The following is a 15,880-nucleotide window of genomic DNA, read 5'->3' as shown; positions in this document are numbered from 1 at the left end:
ATGAGTGAAGGCAAGACCATGCATCTCGATGTAATTACCCCTGACAAAAAGGCCTTTTCGGGTGAGGTTAAATTTGTGGTAGTGCGCACTGAATTGGGCGAACTCGGTATTTTACCGCGCCATGCCGATTTAGTGGCAGCCCTTGAAATTGCACCGCTTCGCATTGATTTACCGGACGGTACGCGCCAATTTATGGCTAATTTCGGCGGTTTTATGGAAATTAAAAATAATGTAATTACCATTGTAACGCCGAATTGCGAATTGCCTGACGAAATCGACGAAGACCGTGCCAAACGCGCTAAAGCACGTGCGGAAGAACGTTTGAAATCAAGAAATGCAGACATAGACTTCCATCGCGCTGAGCTCGCACTACAACGTTCCTTATTGCGTATTGATGTTAAGCACAAAGTATAAGTCATACGCGTAAGTACAAAAAAACAAATACAATTTAGGGACTGCTTCGGCAGTCCCTTTTTTGATGTAGTATAAAGTTTGTATTGCTTAATTATGAATTAAAATAGAGGGTCAAAAAAGTAAATTGGCGGTCCGGGGAGGAAAAAAAAGATGAAAAGATACTCCCAAAAGTACTATAGGAGTGTACTGATTTATAGTTGTTAATTTTGGTTTGCTATAGTTTAGGGCTATAGCAACAGCGGGCTGTGATTTTAAGCCTATATATTTTTGATTCAGTTATATTGCTGACTTTTGCCATAAATTGCACTAAGTATACACTTTGAAATATGACGTAAAACTGCTTACAAAGTGTCCACTGTGAAAAGAATGACGTAAAACTCTTGTTGACAGCTTTTTGAATGATTGGTATAGTTATCACATCGAAACGACAACGAGTCATCGATAGCCTACATCAACATACAGTATCGACGATGAAGAGATAAGTAAACGCAGGGCGTTGGCACAGAGAGTCCCGTAAGGTGGAAGGGGATGCAAAAGAATGCGAAGAAAATGGTCTTGGAGTATCCGAGGTGGAATGCGCAAGCTTTAGTCTCGGCGGATGCAACCGTTATAATGCCACGGTATAATCTTACAACTGTAAGACGTACCGGCTGAGGGCAGAGCCGTGAGGTTTTGCTAAATCAAGGTGGTAACACGTTATAGACGTCCTTGTTCACAGCGGTGAATGGAGGATGTTTTTTTATACCGGTTTTAGCGGTAATGAACAGTCACCACATAGCAAGTATGATAATGGTAAAGAGGATAGTAAATGTTGAAGGCGTTAACAACTGTAAACGAACAGCGGAGTTGAGAGGCCGTTGCTCGGACGGGGCAGTGAGTGTTAATTAAATGATAAACATAAGTATTAAGAAATGAGTTTTTCAACGTTTGAGAAAGAAGAGAGAAGAGAGTAACGGGCTTAGGGAGGAGTGATGCAAAATGCCCATAACGGTAGTGAAAGACTTGCCGGCCATTGCCAAACTGGCGGAAGAAAACATATTCGTCATGGATACGGTAAGAGCCGAAACACAAGACATTCGGCCGCTACAAATTTTAATCGTTAATCTGATGCCGACTAAAGAAATAACGGAAACACAGATTTTAAGAGCATTAAGCAATACGCCGTTACAATTGGACATCACCTTACTTCATATGGCGAGCCACAAGGCGGCGCATACATCGGAACATCACCTCAGTTCGTTCTATCGGACCTTCGATGAAATCAAAGATAAGTTCTTTGACGGGATGATTATAACCGGTGCGCCGATTGAGCTGATGCCGTTTGAAGAAGTAAATTACTGGCAGGAGCTGACCGAGATCATGGACTGGAGCGAAAACCACGTGTATTCGACCCTCTACATCTGCTGGGGCGCTCAAGCCGGACTGTATTACCACTTTGGTATCGACAAAGAATTGTTGCCGACGAAGCTGTTCGGGGTTTTTGAAAACGAGGTCCTTAATAAAAGGCCGATGTTACTTCGCGGTATGGACGAGATTTTCTACATGCCCCATTCAAGGCACACGACGGTATCGGTTGATGAGATAAAAGCGAATCCGAACTTAGAGATTTTAGCTGCTTCTAAAAAAGCCGGTGCTGCCATAGTTCGTAGTCTGGACAACAAACACATTTTTGTGTTTGGCCATTCGGAATACGATCGAGATACCTTGCAGCGGGAATATGAGCGGGATAAAAACTTGGGACTCGACATTGATGTTCCTGAAAACTACTATCCCGACGATGACCCGACAAAGGCGCCTATCGTGCGTTGGCGGTCCACAGGGACGCTGATTTTTACAAACTGGCTTAACTATTACGTGTACCAAGAAACACCGTATATTATTGAACAAATTCAAAAAATGAAACAGCAATGTAAACACAATCAGACACAAGCTGTTTAAAGTAGTGTAAAGACCAATGCTGATTGGTCGAAAAAATGGTATCGACAGCCCAAGCGGTTGTTATATATAAAATAAAGAGAGATTAGGGATTGTCGGCGTGAGAAACCGACGGAGAGAAAAAGGAGAGATTTTATTATGAGCAAACAGTACAAATTCGAAACAATCCAATTACATGAAGGTCAAGTTATCGATGAAACAGGCGCCCGTGCAGTGCCGATTCACCAAACTACAAGCTATGTATTTAAAGATGCGCAGCAAGCGGCCGACCGTTTTGCCCTTCGCGATCCGGGTGCCATTTATTCCCGCCTCGGTACACCGACTAACGATGTGCTTGAAAAACGTATAGCCGCTTTAGAAGGCGGTGCCGGTGCATTGTCCGTAGGCTCCGGTTCGGCAGCCATTACTTACGCCATTGAAAACGTAGCCGGTACCGGCGACAACATCATCGCCGCTTCCACTTTGTACGGCGGTACATATAACTTATTCAGCTCTACCTTGCCACGTTTTGGCATTACGACTAAATTTGTTGACCCTGATGATTTGGACGGTTTTGAAAAAGCCATCGATGACCGTACGAAAGCGATTTATGTGGAAACCATCGGAAATCCGAACATCAACCTTATCGATATTCAAGCAGTGGCGGATATTGCCCATAAACACGGCATCATCCTTATCGTAGACAATACTTTCGGTACCCCATACCTCATTCGTCCGATTGAGCATGGTGCCGACGTGGTAGTTCACTCCGCCACTAAATTCTTAGGCGGTCACGGTACGACTATTGCCGGTGTTATCGTTGAAAGCGGTAAATTCGACTACAAAGCCAGCGGTCGTTACCCTGATTTCGTAGCCGGCGACGTTCATTACAACGGCCTCGTATATGCAGACCTTCCAATTCCATTCACCGTAAAAGTACGTGCTCAGTTGCTCCGCGACACCGGTGCCGCTTTGACACCGCTTGCAGCATGGCTCATTTTACAAGGTGTTGAAACCTTATCCTTACGTGTAGAACGTCATGTTGAAAATACGCGCAAAATCATCGATTTCTTGGTAAACCATCCAAAAGTTGCTTGGGTAAACTATCCGGAATTGAAAGACAGCAAATACAAAGCCTTGGCTGATAAATACTATCCAAAAGGTGTAGGTTCTATCTTCACTTTCGGTATTAAAGGCGGCAAAGATGAAGGCATTAAATTCGTAGATGCTCTTGAAATCTTCTCCAACTTGGCTAACGTAGGCGATGCAAAATCCCTCGTAATCCATCCATCCAGCACAACTCATGCGCAGCTTAATGAAGAAGAACAAAAAGCGGCCGGCGTAACACCGGACATGATCCGTATCTCCGTGGGCATTGAAAACGTGGAGGACTTAATCGATGATTTGGCACAAGCTTTGGAACACGTTTAAGTCGACAAATCCGGCTAAGAATGAATACGCCTTTACTTTGTACTGGTGGTATTAAAAAATAAAATTAACTAAGCCCTTGAGGAAATATTGCTCCTCAAGGGTTTTCTTTTCTTACATACCTATACTCTATACTTTAGCATTTTTATCTTATGCTTCTAGTTTTATACGCTAAGACTCTAAATTTTGAAAAACTCTATCTGATAATCATATTTTTAATAACAGATAACTTGACTTAAAGTTAACTCAAAGGGGTACAATAATTACAGTAAATAATGTGTCAAAAGCATAATATAGCATAACTAAAAACTTACAAGGAGATGATACAATGACAATAAAAGAAGTTGCTGAAAAGTTTGATATTACAACGGATACCCTTCGTTATTATGAACGCATCGGCTTGATTCCAAGCGTGCCGCGTACGGCATCAGGCATCCGCGATTTCGACGAAGTAACCATCAAGTGGGTTGAATTCGCCCTTTGCTTTAAAAAAGCAGGCGTACCTTTGGAAGGTATCGTGGAATATGTAAAACTTGCCTTGCAAGGTACCGGTACCGAACCGGCTCGCCGCGAAATCCTTGTGGAAACACGGGATAACTTGCTTGAAAAACTAGAAGAAATTCAAAATTGCTTGGAACTTTTGAATCATAAGATTGATGTTGTGTATAAAGACTGCGGTTCATATACACAACAATTGGTGGATGATTGGAAAAAGAGTCAGCAATAAAATATTCTCTAGCAACATGCTAATGTTGTAGTAAGATGTTCCCTATAAGTATAAGCAAAAGAAGGGTTCCCCTCGTAGTGCGATCGTTTCACGCTAAAGCACTACTCCGGGGAACCCTTCCTTTTGCTTTCAGTCATAGAACTAACATCCTTGCTACAACATTAGCAAATCAGTTACATAGAGAATATTTTGTTGCTGTGGGGGACGAAGAAAGAAGAGAAAAAAGATATGTTCTCGTACCGCTGGGCTGACAAGCAGCAAGGCGATACTCCGAGCATATCTTTTTTCTTGGAGGGATTATCATCTCAATTTAAAGTATTGGGAGTTTATATTGCAAGCATAATGATTAAGAGCAAATTTACTTTGAGGATATTTTTTTATGGTCTGAGTCCATCGTCTTCGGGAGCGGTGACTTCTACGGTTTCACCGGCGGCACGACGTGCTTCTATTAATTCGGCACCCCAGTCTGACATTTCGCCTAAAATGCGGCGAAGGCTTTGGCCGCGTTCGCTTAGGCTGTATTCTACACGCGGAGGGACTTCGTTATATACAGTGCGGGTGATAATGCCCGCATCTTCCAATTCGCGAAGTTGGAGGGTGAGCACACGTTGAGATATATTGGGCATCAAACGTTTTAATTCGCCGGTGCGCAAGGTTCCGTTACCTAAATGGCAGAGGATAGATACTTTCCATTTGCCGGTAAGAGCTTCTAACGTAGCCTCAATGGCTAAATGATATAAGTTTCGCAAAAATTTTTCACCTCCAAAACATTGAATATAGTTAAATTGTAACATTTATGTTCCTATAATACAAAAAAGTGCCGTCTTTTCAGGACTAATACTATGCTCTATAATTGCAATTGTTACAAGTTCAGTAAATGAATTCGTGTGAGAGTATAAATTTTTTATTGAAGAAAATAGCGTATAAAAGAGATGGGAGGATTTTTGGAATTATATGGATAAAACAAAAATGGCGCTTATAGCGCTGGCGATGATGTTTTTCGGTACGGGCATTACGGAATTCATTCCTGTAGGTCTCTTGCCGATGTTTTCACAAGAATTTGGCGTAAGCTTGTCTGAAGCGGGCAGTACCGTTTCACTTTATGCCTTTGGTGTAGCCGTAGGCGGCGTAATTTTAACATCCCTAACGGCACAAGTAAATCGCAAACGCCTTTTGGTATTTGCGGTTGCCTTATTTTTAATTGGTCATGTGTTCACTGCGATGGCCACATCTTTTACTTGGTTGTTGGTTGGCCGAATCATGGCGGCTGCGGCTCATGGCTTGTTTTTTGCCATTGCATCCTCGGTAGCCGTAAGTTTAGTGGCGCCTAATAAAAGTGCGGGTGCGATTGCCTTTATTTTTAGCGGCTTTACTATTGCAACGGCTTTTGCGGTGCCACTCGGAACGTATCTCAGTGAATTTCTAAGTTGGCGTGTATCTTTCTGGGGTGTTGTGACCGTATCGGCCCTTACTTTATGGCTCAACTTGCGTTATATTCCTAACAATGCAGGTCAGATTGTGAGTAAACCTAGTTGGGGCGATCAATGGAAATTGATTACAACGCCACAGATTATTTTGTCATTAGTAATTACCGTATTAGGCTATGGTGGAACCTTCGCTACCTTTACATATTTGTCACCGATTTTACAAAATATTACAAAGATTAGTGCATCTGCGGTTAGTATTGTGCTTATCATGTATGGCATAATGATAGCGATAGGAAATTACTTGGGCGGTCGTTTTGGTAACTCCAATCCGATTAAAGCTTTGCTTTACACCTTTATCGTACAAAGTTTGATTCTCTTTTCATTTTACTTAACCTCTGGTTCGCCAACGGCAGCGATTATTACTGTGGCCGGTATGGGTATATTAGCGTTTATGAGTGTGCCCATGTTACAGGCGACATGATATTAGCAAAACGTTTTGTACCGAGTGCTGTTGATTTAGCTTCGTCTTTGAACATTGCCGGCTTTAGCGGTGGCATTATGTTAGGTGCTATTTTAGGCGGCATAGTCATTGATTTTGCGGGCCTTGCCTATACGCCGTTGGTTGCTGCTCTTATGGTAGGTCTTAGCGTAATTTTGACAGTAGTAGCTATTGTTTTACAAAACGAACCGGTTCATGAAACGGAAGCTGAAGGATTATTAACTAATCTTCGTTAAGGTGATTGGTTTTTAATAGATAGAATCTTATTGTGAAAATTCAGTAGAAAGGATGTATATTATGAAAGAAATTCAAGTAAAAGATTTACAATTGAATCCCATGACACTTATTTCTGACGGTTGGATGCTGATTACGGCCGGCAACGAACAAAACGGTTTTAATACGATGACCGCCAGCTGGGGGCATTTAGGCGCTATTTGGGGAACCAATAAGGGCTTACCTACGGCAACGGTATATATTCGTCCGCAACGCTATACTAAAGAGTTTGTTGATCGTGAAGAGGAATTTACTTTGTCCTTCTTTAGTAACGACTATAAACGCCAATTGGCATATTTGGGTACGCATTCCGGCCGCGATGAAGATAAAGTGGCAAAAATGGGCTTAACACCTGAGTTCGTGGATAATACCACTTACTTCAAAGAAGCCGATTTGGTACTGGTTTGCCGCAAAATCTATAAAGCACCACTTGTTGAAGAAGGTTTTCTTGATAAAAAACTAATTACCGAAAACTATCCGGAAAAAGACTTCCATACCATGTACATAGGAGAAATTACGAGAGTATTAACTCGATAAAATAAAATCGCTATATTTTCAGTGTTTTCAAAGCTCCGAAATGTTTAGTCGTATTCCGTAAGTTATACAATCATAAAGAAATAAAGGCCACTCTACCTTCCTTGCACCCGGGCTACACGTAGCAAAGGGATGCTGCGTAAGGCAGAGTGGCCTTTTTGCCGTTTGCGATTACATAACAATAATCGGAATACTCCTAATCATTTCTCAGAGTCATTAAGGGGCACTGGCAAAAGTATAGCGATTTTATTTTTAATCGCCTTAACACCTCGTGTGGGGGAGAAAGGGAAAATTAATAAAGTCCATCAGGCATTTTTAATTATGCTATGTGTGAGAAAAGTGGCAAGAGATTATGCAAAACATTTTACTCTCTATTTAATACACTAGTGAAAAGCCTGATGGCGATTTATTTACAATGTGTGAGTAAGTCAAATTCGGATTCCCCTAAAACACTAACCGGAAAGACTGTAGCGACTAAAGGCGAGTTATTATAATATGCGCACCGGCATTGTTTTGAAATGATACATCCCTACCAGAAAAAAGATGTCCTCGTAGCAGTGCTTTAGCGTGAAACGATCGCACTGCGAGAGGAAATCTTTTTTCCTTTCTCCTCCCCAAGTTGATTACTTGAAGGTTTTGTAGGAGCTCTATAAGGAAGGCGCCTATGTATTTAATGAGTTGGCTAATTGGATAAAAGCTTTGGTGGCCTTCTGATATAGTAGAACGCTTTTTGAAAAGACACCCTTCCATTCAGAGTAATTATATTAGTACATGCATAAGTTTTGGTGCAAACCGAGCTTTTCTATGTATGAGTAAGTATATAAAAAAAGACACACCACCTTCTGAAGCATCCCTTTGCTGCTTGTCAGCCCGGGTGCAAGGAAGGTGGTGTGTCTTTTATTTTTATTTTTAGGAAATTCGGTTGCACCAAAACCTATTCTAACATTTTTTGCAGGAAGGGTGTCTTTTACAATACTTTTTTGTATTATAAGGCCACCAAAACTTTTAATCCTTTAGCAATAAGTAAAGAATAGGCGCCTTCCTACTTGAGCTCCTTCAATAAAACCTTTAAGTAGTCAAAAATATGCTCTACTGATGGCAAATGCAATCTTTCTTGTGGTGTATGGGCATGGGTAATGGTTGGCCCGAAGCTAATCATCTGGGTATTAGGCATAACGGCTTTCAAGAGACCACATTCGAGACCGGCATGGATAGCGGTTACTTTAGGTTTTTGACCGGTTACTTTTTCATAAAGAGCAATGGCTTGTTCTTCCAAAGCGCTACCCGGTTCATATTCCCAAGCCGGATAGGAGCCCGCAATTTTGGAAGGAAGACCTAAGGTGGAAGCTAAGAGATGGATTTTCTTGGTTAAGAAGTCCATGGAGCTTTCGGAGAGGCTGCGGATGGAAATCAACAAGTGAATGGTGTGTTCCGTTTCTTCCACGATGGCGATGTTATTACTTGTTTCAACGAGGCCTTCCAAGGAATGGTTCATGGCAAACACACCGTTTGGTGCGAGGTATAAGAAGGTAAGTAAGGATTCAGCCGTGTCACCGCCGTATACGGTATCAGGTAATTCGGCATCGCTTACGAGGATATTGATTTTTTCATCCTGTGGTGTAAATTCACTGCGATAAGCTTTCATTTTTGCTTGAATCCAAGTGGTTACCGGTTTAACATCCGCTTCTTTTACGAGGATAGTGGCTGAACCTACGCGAGGGATGGCATTGTGTTTAGTGCCGCCCGTGAAGGAAGCTAATTGGTAATTATATTGAGACGCTAATTCATATAAGAGACGGCCGAGAATTTGGTTGCCGTTGGCCCGTTCTTTGTGAATTTCAATACCGGAGTGGCCACCCAAGAAGCCGTCTAAGGTTAACTTCAAGCCGTGCGTGAATTGGGAGTCGCGATTATCGCGAAGGCGTGGAATTTCAACGTCCACACGGCACCCGCCGGCGCAACTTACTACAAATTCACCCTCCACTTCGGTGTCTATATTGAGGAGGTATTGACCGTGGGTTTGACCTTCTTTAACAGCCAAAGCACCATCCATACCGGTTTCTTCGCTTGTTGTGAAAAGACATTCCAATGGGCCGTGTTCGATTTCGTCGGAATCGAGTACAGCAAGGCTCATGGCAACGGCGATACCGTTGTCGGCGCCCAAGGTTGTTTCGTTGGCATGGAGCCATTCGCCGTCAATAATATGTTCAATCGGATCGGTTAAGAAATCATGGGTTGAAGCGTCACTTTTTTCACAAACCATATCCATATGACCTTGCAAAATGATGCTGGGGCGGTTTTCATAACCCGGCGTAGCCGCTTTGCGAATAAGTACGTTATTGGCACTGTCCTGTTCAACTTCCAAATTACGTGCTTTGGCGAACGCAACGAGCCAGTCGCTGACAGCTTTTTCATTACCGGAACCACGTGGAATTTGATTCATTGCTTTAAAAAACTCTAATACTTTTTGTGCACTCATAAATACACCCCATTTACTAAATATTGTTTAAGATTGTATACAAATGTATACGAAGAAAAAACTACAACTTTATAGTAACACATTTATGTTGATTTGTGACAAAAATATTCTTAACTATATAGTATAGAAATTGGAATTCATGATGAAATGTCATTAAAAAAGTTGTACACTGAAATTATCGACACATCGATTTTTATAGATAAAATTACCCCTTTGCATAGCCAGTGAAAGGAATTCTTTGTTATAATAATATTGTAAAAACCTTGAATTAAGAGGAGGGTATGCTATGGCATATACTAAAAAAATTGTTGTTATCGGCACCGGCGGCACCATTGCGGGACAAAGCGGTTCGGCCGAAGACTTGACGGCTTATCAGGCGGGGGAGCTTACCATTGACGAAGTGCTGGCTATCGTGCCGGGCGTTGAAAATTATGGCCCTTTTGAAAGTAAACAACTCTGTAATATTGACAGTTCAGATATGACGATGGCTATATGGATGGAGCTTGCCCGGACGGTTCAAGCTGCCGTGGATCGTGAGGATGTAGCGGCGGTAGTCATTACGCATGGCACCGATACAATGGAAGAAGGCTCCTATTTCTTGCAGTTGACGGTGCAAACGAATAAACCTATTGTCATGGTGGGCGCTATGCGTCCGGCCACCGCGATCAGCGCGGACGGACCGCTCAATTTATTACAGGCTATGCAAATAGCCCGTTCTCCTGAGGCGGTAGGTAAAGGGGTGCTCGTTACCTTGAACGGTACGATTAACTGTGCCCGCGAAGTGGTTAAACAACATACAACCGGTTCCGATGCGTTCGGCAATGCCTTTTTCGGTCATATCGGGTTTGTGCAGGACGGCATAGCGCGTTTTTACTATGAATCCTTGCGTAAACATACGGCGGCCAGTGAATTTGCACCGCTTACGGCAAAAGAATTGCCTATGGTGGCGCTTGTTTATTTGTATGGCGGTATTGATTCCAATGTATTACACTCCGTATTACAAACTAAGCCCCATGGCTTAGTGCTCGCAGGGCTTGGACATGGTATTTTGCCGGAACGTATTCGTCAGTTGGTTGAAAACCTTGATATTCCGGTGGTTCGTTCTTCGCGAACCGGTAGCGGCATGGTATCGGCTATGCCGAATGACAGCCGCCACGGCTTCATCGTTAGTGATACCTTGGCTCCTTCGAAAGCACGCATTTTATTGACCTTAGGTTTGACTAAGACGAAGGATAGAGCCGCTTTGCAGGAATATTTTTACGAATATTAATGCAAGTAGCAGTGTAAGAAGCAGTGTAAGTAGCTTAGATTTTGGCATACAAAAACGTGCTATCTTAAGTCATGGTATTTCTTAAGATAGCACGCATATAGTAGGTTAGAGTATGTTAGAGTAGCTAGGAGAGTGTTAGCTTGTTTAGGCCTCAGTGTCAGTCTCAGCTTCTTCCTTTTCATAGGCCGCTTTAGCTTTTTCATAGGCTACTTTTCGCTGAATGTTTTCAAAAGCCCGTTTCATAGCGAGACGAACGCATTTGGCTAAGGTGTCGCCGAATAGGGAATAGGTGCCGCTATCGGTTAATAACTCTCCATTCGTATCGATGGTGAGGACCACGCCGTCGGTGGCTGTACCGGTGGCGTAGGCACCGCTTATAAGGCTGTGAATTTCCTCGTCCCGAAAGGCTGCGCATTTAGCTTCCGTTACGGTGATTAAGGCTTTGGTTAATGCCCCGTCGGTTAAGGCCTTATTGGTAAAAATTAAGAGATTGATTGTCCCGGGTTGGCGGAATTTACCGTCCTTTTCTTCATAGTAATAACCGTCGCCGGCGCAATGAGCGGTCGCTTCAAAACCGCCGGTAGCAATGGTTTCTACAATGACATCACCGGCTGTTACTTTGGCATACGCATGAAACTCCATGGTAGCGCTGGTAATGAGACCGGTGCAGAAGTTTAAGGGATAATCTTCCTGCTCGAATTCGGCACTCAAATAGCCGGCCGATGAGCCGCCGGGCAATTCCTTTTCCGTTTCTACAAAAAACGGCAGGTTTTGATTGCGAATGGCCATGATGTGATGGAGACCGCCGTTCAAAGGACCGGTGCTCAAGCTGTAGCGCACATCGTCAAAGGCAACGACGATGGCAGTGTGGTGAAGCTTGACTTGACCGCCTACGGCTAATTCCGAAGGGGTCGTATATGGATTCTGTATAGTTGGTTTTGTCATAACTGACTCCTGTTATTTTGATGTATATGATATATATTCTGTACTACAGTTATACTATGGGTGATGTGCCTGACATATGTTAGCCCATATATAAAGGGCCTATCGACACATAGTGTTATCATATATGTTTTTTTATATTTTGTCATCCATTGTTTTTTTCAAAAAACACAATAAAACAAGTAGTAAAACGTTAGTTAATTATTAAAAGAAAGCGAGGCGTTTATATGTTAGTTGCAAGTGTACAAGCGGCTGAGCCGGTGTCGAATGCAGTTAAAAACCAAGTGGCGGACAGCATGAGTTATGTGGATAAGCTTATTAATTTCTTTATTGATCGCGGACCAAGCCTGATTGTGGCCGTTCTTATTTATATTGTGGGGCTCTATATTGCCCGTTTTATTCGTGATGTAGCCATGCGCATGATGCGCCGTGCCAACTATGATCACACGGTTGTGTCTTTTGTGAGCCAAATTATCTACTACGGTGTGTTGGCTATTGTGCTTTTGACGGCTCTTAACTCAGCAGGCTTCCCGACAACGTCCTTATTGGCAGCCTTTGGTGCCTTAGGTTTGGCCATCGGTCTTTCCTTGCAGAGCAACCTGTCAAACTTTGCATCCGGTTTGTTGATTTTGATTTTCAAACCGTTTAAAGCTGGTGATGTGATTACGGTAGGTTCTGTGACGGGTACGGTTCGTAGCATTCAGTTCATGAACACTACGATTGTAACTAAAGAAATGCGCACTGTCTTTATTCCGAATTCCATGCTCACGTCTCAGCAGGTTACTAATGCTACGTATCAAGATACGCGCGTGGTACCGTTTGTGTTTGATATCGGTTATGATAATGACCATCATAAAGCGATTGACGTTATTCGTGAGGTTATGGAAAATGATGAGCGCATCGTCAACCGTGAAATGGTTGAAATCGGCATCTCCGAATTTGGTGATAACTCCGTGCGTATCGCGGCATATCCGGTGGTGGAAAACCGCAATTACATGCAGGTGTTCTATGATACCATGTCGTCCGTAAAAGATCGTTTTGATGAAGAAAATATTGATATTCCATATCCTCAACGCGTTGTTCATATTCAGCGCAGTGGTCTTGATGAAAATGCGAAACCTTTGAGCGATATGAGTCAATATGTAAAATAAGGATTGTTAGACTATGAAATGTTGGCAAAAAATAGTAAGTGTTTTTGTATTAACCGGTAGCTTGTTTACCGGCGCGGCACTATCGGGAGCAGCGGTTTGCGCTGCTTCTGATAACGCCGTAACCTCGAAGGCGGCGGTATCTTCGGGCAGCCAAACCGGTACGTCTGAATTAGCCAAGCAGGCAGAGGTGTTTTTGGGTGAAAAAAATAGCGCTGCAAAATCGGTCGCTGTGCCTGGTTTTGCCGCCGAAGCGGCGGTTCTGATGAATGCCGATACGGGTGAAGTATTGGTGGCCCGCAATGAAAATAAACGGATGCATCCGGCCAGCACGACTAAAATGGTGACCCTATTAACGGCCTTGAAATTGCAGGGGACGCGTCTTGATGAATTGGCTACGATTAGTCCTTATGCGGCATCCATGGAGGAATCCAATTTAGGGGTGAAAACGACAGATCAATTGCCGTTGCAGGCTGTGGCGGAAGGCATGATGGTGGCCAGCGGCAATGATGCGGCTGTGGTAGTGGCTGAAAATGTAAGTGGCAGCGTGTATCGTTTTGCCTTGGAAATGAATGAGGTAGCCAAAGAAGCGGGCGCCACAAAGAGTCACTTTTTGAATCCTCATGGACTCACTGAAGTGGGCCATTATTCGACGGCGTTGGATTTGGCTAAAATAGCCGCATACGGCATGAATATTCCCATGTTCCGTGATTTTGTAGGCGATGATTTTTACAAAGTTCCTTATGAAAACCGTAAACCGGTTTGGGTGCGCACGACGAATCATTTTATTCGCAGCAAGTATGAAGGGGCGAATGGCCTCAAAACGGGCTATACCGAAGCCGCCGGTGAATGTTTGATTGCATCCGCAACGCGCGACGGCCATACTTTGATTGTGGTCCTTTTGAATGACGATAATCGTTGGGTCGATGCGCCGGCATTGTTGGATTACGGTTTTGCCAAATTGGGCGTAACCGGTAAATAGGGCCGGTCGGTGTAATAAAATTGGTCGCAGCCGGGAATTTTAAATAAATTCGGAGCCCGGCAAAAGAGCTTAGTATACATAGAGATTAGGTATAGGATGAGGGATAGTATGAAAGAAGCAACAAGTAAGACCAGTGCATTTTTTGCATTTTTGCGGCGATTGCGATTTATTCGTCGCTGGGGCTTGATGCGTAATATGGAGCCTGAAAATAATCAGGAACACAGCCTTGATGTGGCGTTTATCGTTCATAACCTGGCGTTGTTACACAATTTAAACGGCGGCACGGTAGACGTTAATCGTCTGGCCGTAGCCGNNNNACGTTAATCGTCTGGCCGTAGCCGCCATGTATCATGATGTGAGTGAAATTTTTACCGGCGATATGCCGACTCCGATCAAGTATTTTCATCCGACCCTACGTGAATTGTATGGTCAGGTGGAACGATTGGCACAGGAAAAAATGCTCCGCACATTGCCGGCAGAACTTCAAAAGGCCTATGAGCCGTATTTGCTGGGTGAACTCGACGAAGTAGAAACAAAGCTTCTCAAAGCGGCTGACACGATGGCGGCGTTTATGAAATGCGCTATCGAGAAAAAAGCCGGCAATGAGGAGTTTAACGAAGCGTACGACAGCATATTAAAAAAGCTCCACGCCATGGAGTTACCGGCAGTGGAGCAGTTTTTAACGCTATATTTGGAACCTATGAGTGCGTCCTTGGATACGCTGAATTATTCGTCCTTAGACGAATGATGCTTAGCTGATGCCGGCGCTATGACGGCTGAATCGGCAGATAAGGTTGAGTCGGTAGGCGCGGACGATTCAGTAGCGGAGATGGCGCCGGTGGTTGCCGTGTCGGCCACATAACCGGCGTTGCGCAGCAGTACGGCTTTACCGCGCCACGAGAAAGCACGGTCGCCATAGGCCGCTTTGAATGTCTTATTGGTAAGGCCTACGAGCTCTGCCGGATTGACATAGGGCTCAACGGTTTGAAATTCCGGAATTGGTGTGGTAGGCACATTGCGGTTGTGAGGGCACACTTCCTGGCAAATGTCACAGCCCCAGATGAGCGGCGTTTTTTGAATAATGGCCACTTCATGAGGCGGCAAGTCGCCTTTTTTCTGGGTAAGATAACTTTTGCAGGTTTCAAAACCGAATTCTTTACGGCCCAACGATTGGCCGGGACAGGCGTTAACACAGCGGTTGCAGCCTAAGCAGGTACCTTCCATGGGCTTGTCCGCATCCAATTCGCAGGAGGTTAGGAGGGTGCCGATGGAGGTGTAGCTGCCCCAAACGGGATGAATGAGGGCGCGGTTTTTACCAAACACACCAAGCCCTGCGAGGTAGGCCATGTAACGATCCGCCATAGGGGACGTGTCGCAGTGAATTTCAAATTCCATGGTGCTGTCCATTTCCTGTAAGGCTGTGCCGAAGCGTTTGAGGTAGTCGGGAATGACCAGATGATAGTCGGGCCCCCAGGCGTAACGCGGTAAATTGACGGGCTTTTCGGTTTTTACATAATAGGGAAAAAGGCAAACGATGGCACTCTTAGGTGACTGTAACGCCGTATTGGCGCTGAGGCGTTCCTCTAATGTGCCGTTGATGAACGGACAGGGATTGGCCGTGTCGATATAGTTTGCCGCATCGTCCGGTAACGGCCATGGGGCAATGCCCACGGCGGGAATATTTAATTTTTTGGCTATTTGAAAAATGTCGTTTCGTGTTATCATAATACAGTTATTATGACAAATTTTCCTCAAAAAAGCGAGAATTTTATGTATTGCTGACGGTAGACTTTTATAATAAAAGTGTACAACAATTCAAGTTTTATAGGTATAATTAGGAGGA

General features: G+C 43.8%; 16 protein-coding genes. 12 read left to right on the top strand and 4 right to left on the bottom strand.

Features of this window, described 5'->3' with window-relative positions; all coding sequences use genetic code 11:
• From atpC to QZL64_RS08730, 4 genes are all read left to right on the top strand, one after another.
• A complete protein-coding gene (gene atpC, locus QZL64_RS08745) occupies window positions 1-414 on the top strand; it encodes an ATP synthase F1 subunit epsilon (RefSeq protein WP_021841615.1) in 414 nt (137 codons plus the stop codon).
• A gap of 978 nt (window positions 415-1,392) precedes the next feature.
• Window positions 1,393-2,352: a homoserine O-acetyltransferase MetA gene (gene metA / locus QZL64_RS08740; RefSeq protein WP_021841614.1), complete on the top strand. Its 960-nt coding sequence runs from the start codon at window positions 1,393-1,395 to the stop codon at window positions 2,350-2,352.
• A gap of 135 nt (window positions 2,353-2,487) precedes the next feature.
• Window positions 2,488-3,759 carry an O-acetylhomoserine aminocarboxypropyltransferase/cysteine synthase family protein gene (locus QZL64_RS08735; RefSeq protein ID WP_021841613.1) on the top strand — a complete coding sequence of 424 codons (1,272 nt, stop codon included), beginning with the start codon at window positions 2,488-2,490 and terminating at the stop codon, window positions 3,757-3,759.
• A 325-nt stretch (window positions 3,760-4,084) separates the two neighbouring features.
• Window positions 4,085-4,483 carry a MerR family transcriptional regulator gene (locus tag QZL64_RS08730; protein WP_021841612.1) on the top strand — a complete coding sequence of 133 codons (399 nt, stop codon included), beginning with the start codon at window positions 4,085-4,087 and terminating at the stop codon, window positions 4,481-4,483.
• 377 nt (window positions 4,484-4,860) lie between these two features.
• Here the strand turns inward: QZL64_RS08730 and QZL64_RS08725 are convergent, their stop codons facing one another.
• Window positions 4,861-5,232 (bottom strand): winged helix-turn-helix transcriptional regulator, encoded by a 372-nt coding sequence (locus tag QZL64_RS08725; protein WP_226974228.1) that lies wholly within the window; start codon window positions 5,230-5,232, stop codon window positions 4,861-4,863.
• A gap of 205 nt (window positions 5,233-5,437) precedes the next feature.
• On the opposite strand from QZL64_RS08725, the gene QZL64_RS08720 reads away from it, so the two are divergent.
• The 3 genes from QZL64_RS08720 to QZL64_RS08710 all read left to right on the top strand — a co-directional run bounded on the left by QZL64_RS08720 (window position 5,438) and on the right by QZL64_RS08710 (window position 7,219).
• Window positions 5,438-6,391 carry an MFS transporter gene (locus QZL64_RS08720; protein WP_021841610.1) on the top strand — a complete coding sequence of 318 codons (954 nt, stop codon included), beginning with the start codon at window positions 5,438-5,440 and terminating at the stop codon, window positions 6,389-6,391.
• Window positions 6,388-6,645, top strand: a complete 258-nt coding sequence (locus tag QZL64_RS08715; protein ID WP_021841609.1) for an MFS transporter — start codon at window positions 6,388-6,390, stop codon at window positions 6,643-6,645. The genes QZL64_RS08720 and QZL64_RS08715 overlap by 4 nt, the downstream gene beginning before the upstream one ends.
• Before the next feature lie 61 nt (window positions 6,646-6,706).
• Window positions 6,707-7,219: a flavin reductase family protein gene (locus tag QZL64_RS08710; protein ID WP_021841608.1), complete on the top strand. Its 513-nt coding sequence runs from the start codon at window positions 6,707-6,709 to the stop codon at window positions 7,217-7,219.
• Between the two features lie 1,039 nt (window positions 7,220-8,258).
• Here QZL64_RS08710 and QZL64_RS08705 read toward each other — a convergent pair.
• Window positions 8,259-9,695, bottom strand: coding sequence for an aminoacyl-histidine dipeptidase (locus tag QZL64_RS08705; protein ID WP_021841607.1), 1,437 nt, complete (start codon window positions 9,693-9,695; stop codon window positions 8,259-8,261).
• Window positions 9,696-9,981: 286 nt separating this feature from the next.
• Between QZL64_RS08705 and QZL64_RS08700 the strand changes: the two genes are divergently transcribed.
• On the top strand, window positions 9,982-10,965 hold the full coding sequence (locus tag QZL64_RS08700) for an asparaginase (protein ID WP_021841606.1): 984 nt from the start codon (window positions 9,982-9,984) through the stop codon (window positions 10,963-10,965).
• A 144-nt stretch (window positions 10,966-11,109) separates the two neighbouring features.
• On the opposite strand, the gene QZL64_RS08695 is transcribed toward QZL64_RS08700, so the two are convergent.
• On the bottom strand, window positions 11,110-11,910 hold the full coding sequence (locus QZL64_RS08695) for an adenosylcobinamide amidohydrolase (protein ID WP_021841605.1): 801 nt from the start codon (window positions 11,908-11,910) through the stop codon (window positions 11,110-11,112).
• A 224-nt stretch (window positions 11,911-12,134) separates the two neighbouring features.
• Here QZL64_RS08695 and QZL64_RS08690 point away from each other — a divergent pair, with 224 nt between their 5' ends.
• The 4 genes from QZL64_RS08690 (at window position 12,135) to yfbR (ending at window position 14,785) form a co-directional block, all read left to right on the top strand.
• Window positions 12,135-13,058: a mechanosensitive ion channel family protein gene (locus tag QZL64_RS08690; protein ID WP_021841604.1), complete on the top strand. Its 924-nt coding sequence runs from the start codon at window positions 12,135-12,137 to the stop codon at window positions 13,056-13,058.
• Window positions 13,059-13,071: 13 nt separating this feature from the next.
• Window positions 13,072-14,037 carry a D-alanyl-D-alanine carboxypeptidase family protein gene (locus QZL64_RS08685; protein ID WP_021841603.1) on the top strand — a complete coding sequence of 322 codons (966 nt, stop codon included), beginning with the start codon at window positions 13,072-13,074 and terminating at the stop codon, window positions 14,035-14,037.
• 96 nt (window positions 14,038-14,133) lie between these two features.
• Window positions 14,134-14,361, top strand: coding sequence for a YfbR-like 5'-deoxynucleotidase (locus QZL64_RS14650; protein ID WP_441351089.1), 228 nt, complete (start codon window positions 14,134-14,136; stop codon window positions 14,359-14,361).
• Between the two features lie 19 nt (window positions 14,362-14,380).
• On the top strand, window positions 14,381-14,785 hold the full coding sequence (gene yfbR / locus QZL64_RS14645; RefSeq protein WP_021841601.1) for a 5'-deoxynucleotidase: 405 nt from the start codon (window positions 14,381-14,383) through the stop codon (window positions 14,783-14,785).
• Here yfbR and QZL64_RS08675 read toward each other — a convergent pair.
• Window positions 14,764-15,762, bottom strand: coding sequence for an epoxyqueuosine reductase (locus QZL64_RS08675; RefSeq protein ID WP_021841600.1), 999 nt, complete (start codon window positions 15,760-15,762; stop codon window positions 14,764-14,766). The genes yfbR and QZL64_RS08675 overlap by 22 nt on opposite strands.
• Window positions 15,763-15,880: the final 118 nt, after the last annotated feature.

The sequence above is a fragment of the Veillonella sp. CAG:933 genome (assembly GCF_000431435.1).
GTDB lineage: Bacteria > Bacillota > Negativicutes > Veillonellales > Veillonellaceae > Veillonella_A.
The sequence above is the reverse complement of the archived record's forward strand: the minus strand, read 5'-3'. Positions and strand labels throughout refer to the sequence as shown.

Coding starts and splice junctions, on each gene's coding strand:
- QZL64_RS08690 (WP_021841604.1), top strand. CDS start 12,135: ATGTTAGTTGCAAGTGTACAAGCGGCTGAGCCGGTGTCGAATGCAGTT.
- yfbR (WP_021841601.1), top strand. CDS start 14,381: ATGTATCATGATGTGAGTGAAATTTTTACCGGCGATATGCCGACTCCG.
- QZL64_RS08685 (WP_021841603.1), top strand. CDS start 13,072: ATGAAATGTTGGCAAAAAATAGTAAGTGTTTTTGTATTAACCGGTAGC.
- QZL64_RS08735 (WP_021841613.1), top strand. CDS start 2,488: ATGAGCAAACAGTACAAATTCGAAACAATCCAATTACATGAAGGTCAA.
- QZL64_RS08730 (WP_021841612.1), top strand. CDS start 4,085: ATGACAATAAAAGAAGTTGCTGAAAAGTTTGATATTACAACGGATACC.
- QZL64_RS08710 (WP_021841608.1), top strand. CDS start 6,707: ATGAAAGAAATTCAAGTAAAAGATTTACAATTGAATCCCATGACACTT.
- atpC (WP_021841615.1), top strand. CDS start 1: ATGAGTGAAGGCAAGACCATGCATCTCGATGTAATTACCCCTGACAAA.
- QZL64_RS08705 (WP_021841607.1), bottom strand. CDS start 9,695: ATGAGTGCACAAAAAGTATTAGAGTTTTTTAAAGCAATGAATCAAATT.
- QZL64_RS08715 (WP_021841609.1), top strand. CDS start 6,388: ATGATATTAGCAAAACGTTTTGTACCGAGTGCTGTTGATTTAGCTTCG.
- QZL64_RS08675 (WP_021841600.1), bottom strand. CDS start 15,762: ATGATAACACGAAACGACATTTTTCAAATAGCCAAAAAATTAAATATT.
- QZL64_RS08720 (WP_021841610.1), top strand. CDS start 5,438: ATGGATAAAACAAAAATGGCGCTTATAGCGCTGGCGATGATGTTTTTC.
- metA (WP_021841614.1), top strand. CDS start 1,393: ATGCCCATAACGGTAGTGAAAGACTTGCCGGCCATTGCCAAACTGGCG.
- QZL64_RS08695 (WP_021841605.1), bottom strand. CDS start 11,910: ATGACAAAACCAACTATACAGAATCCATATACGACCCCTTCGGAATTA.
- QZL64_RS08700 (WP_021841606.1), top strand. CDS start 9,982: ATGGCATATACTAAAAAAATTGTTGTTATCGGCACCGGCGGCACCATT.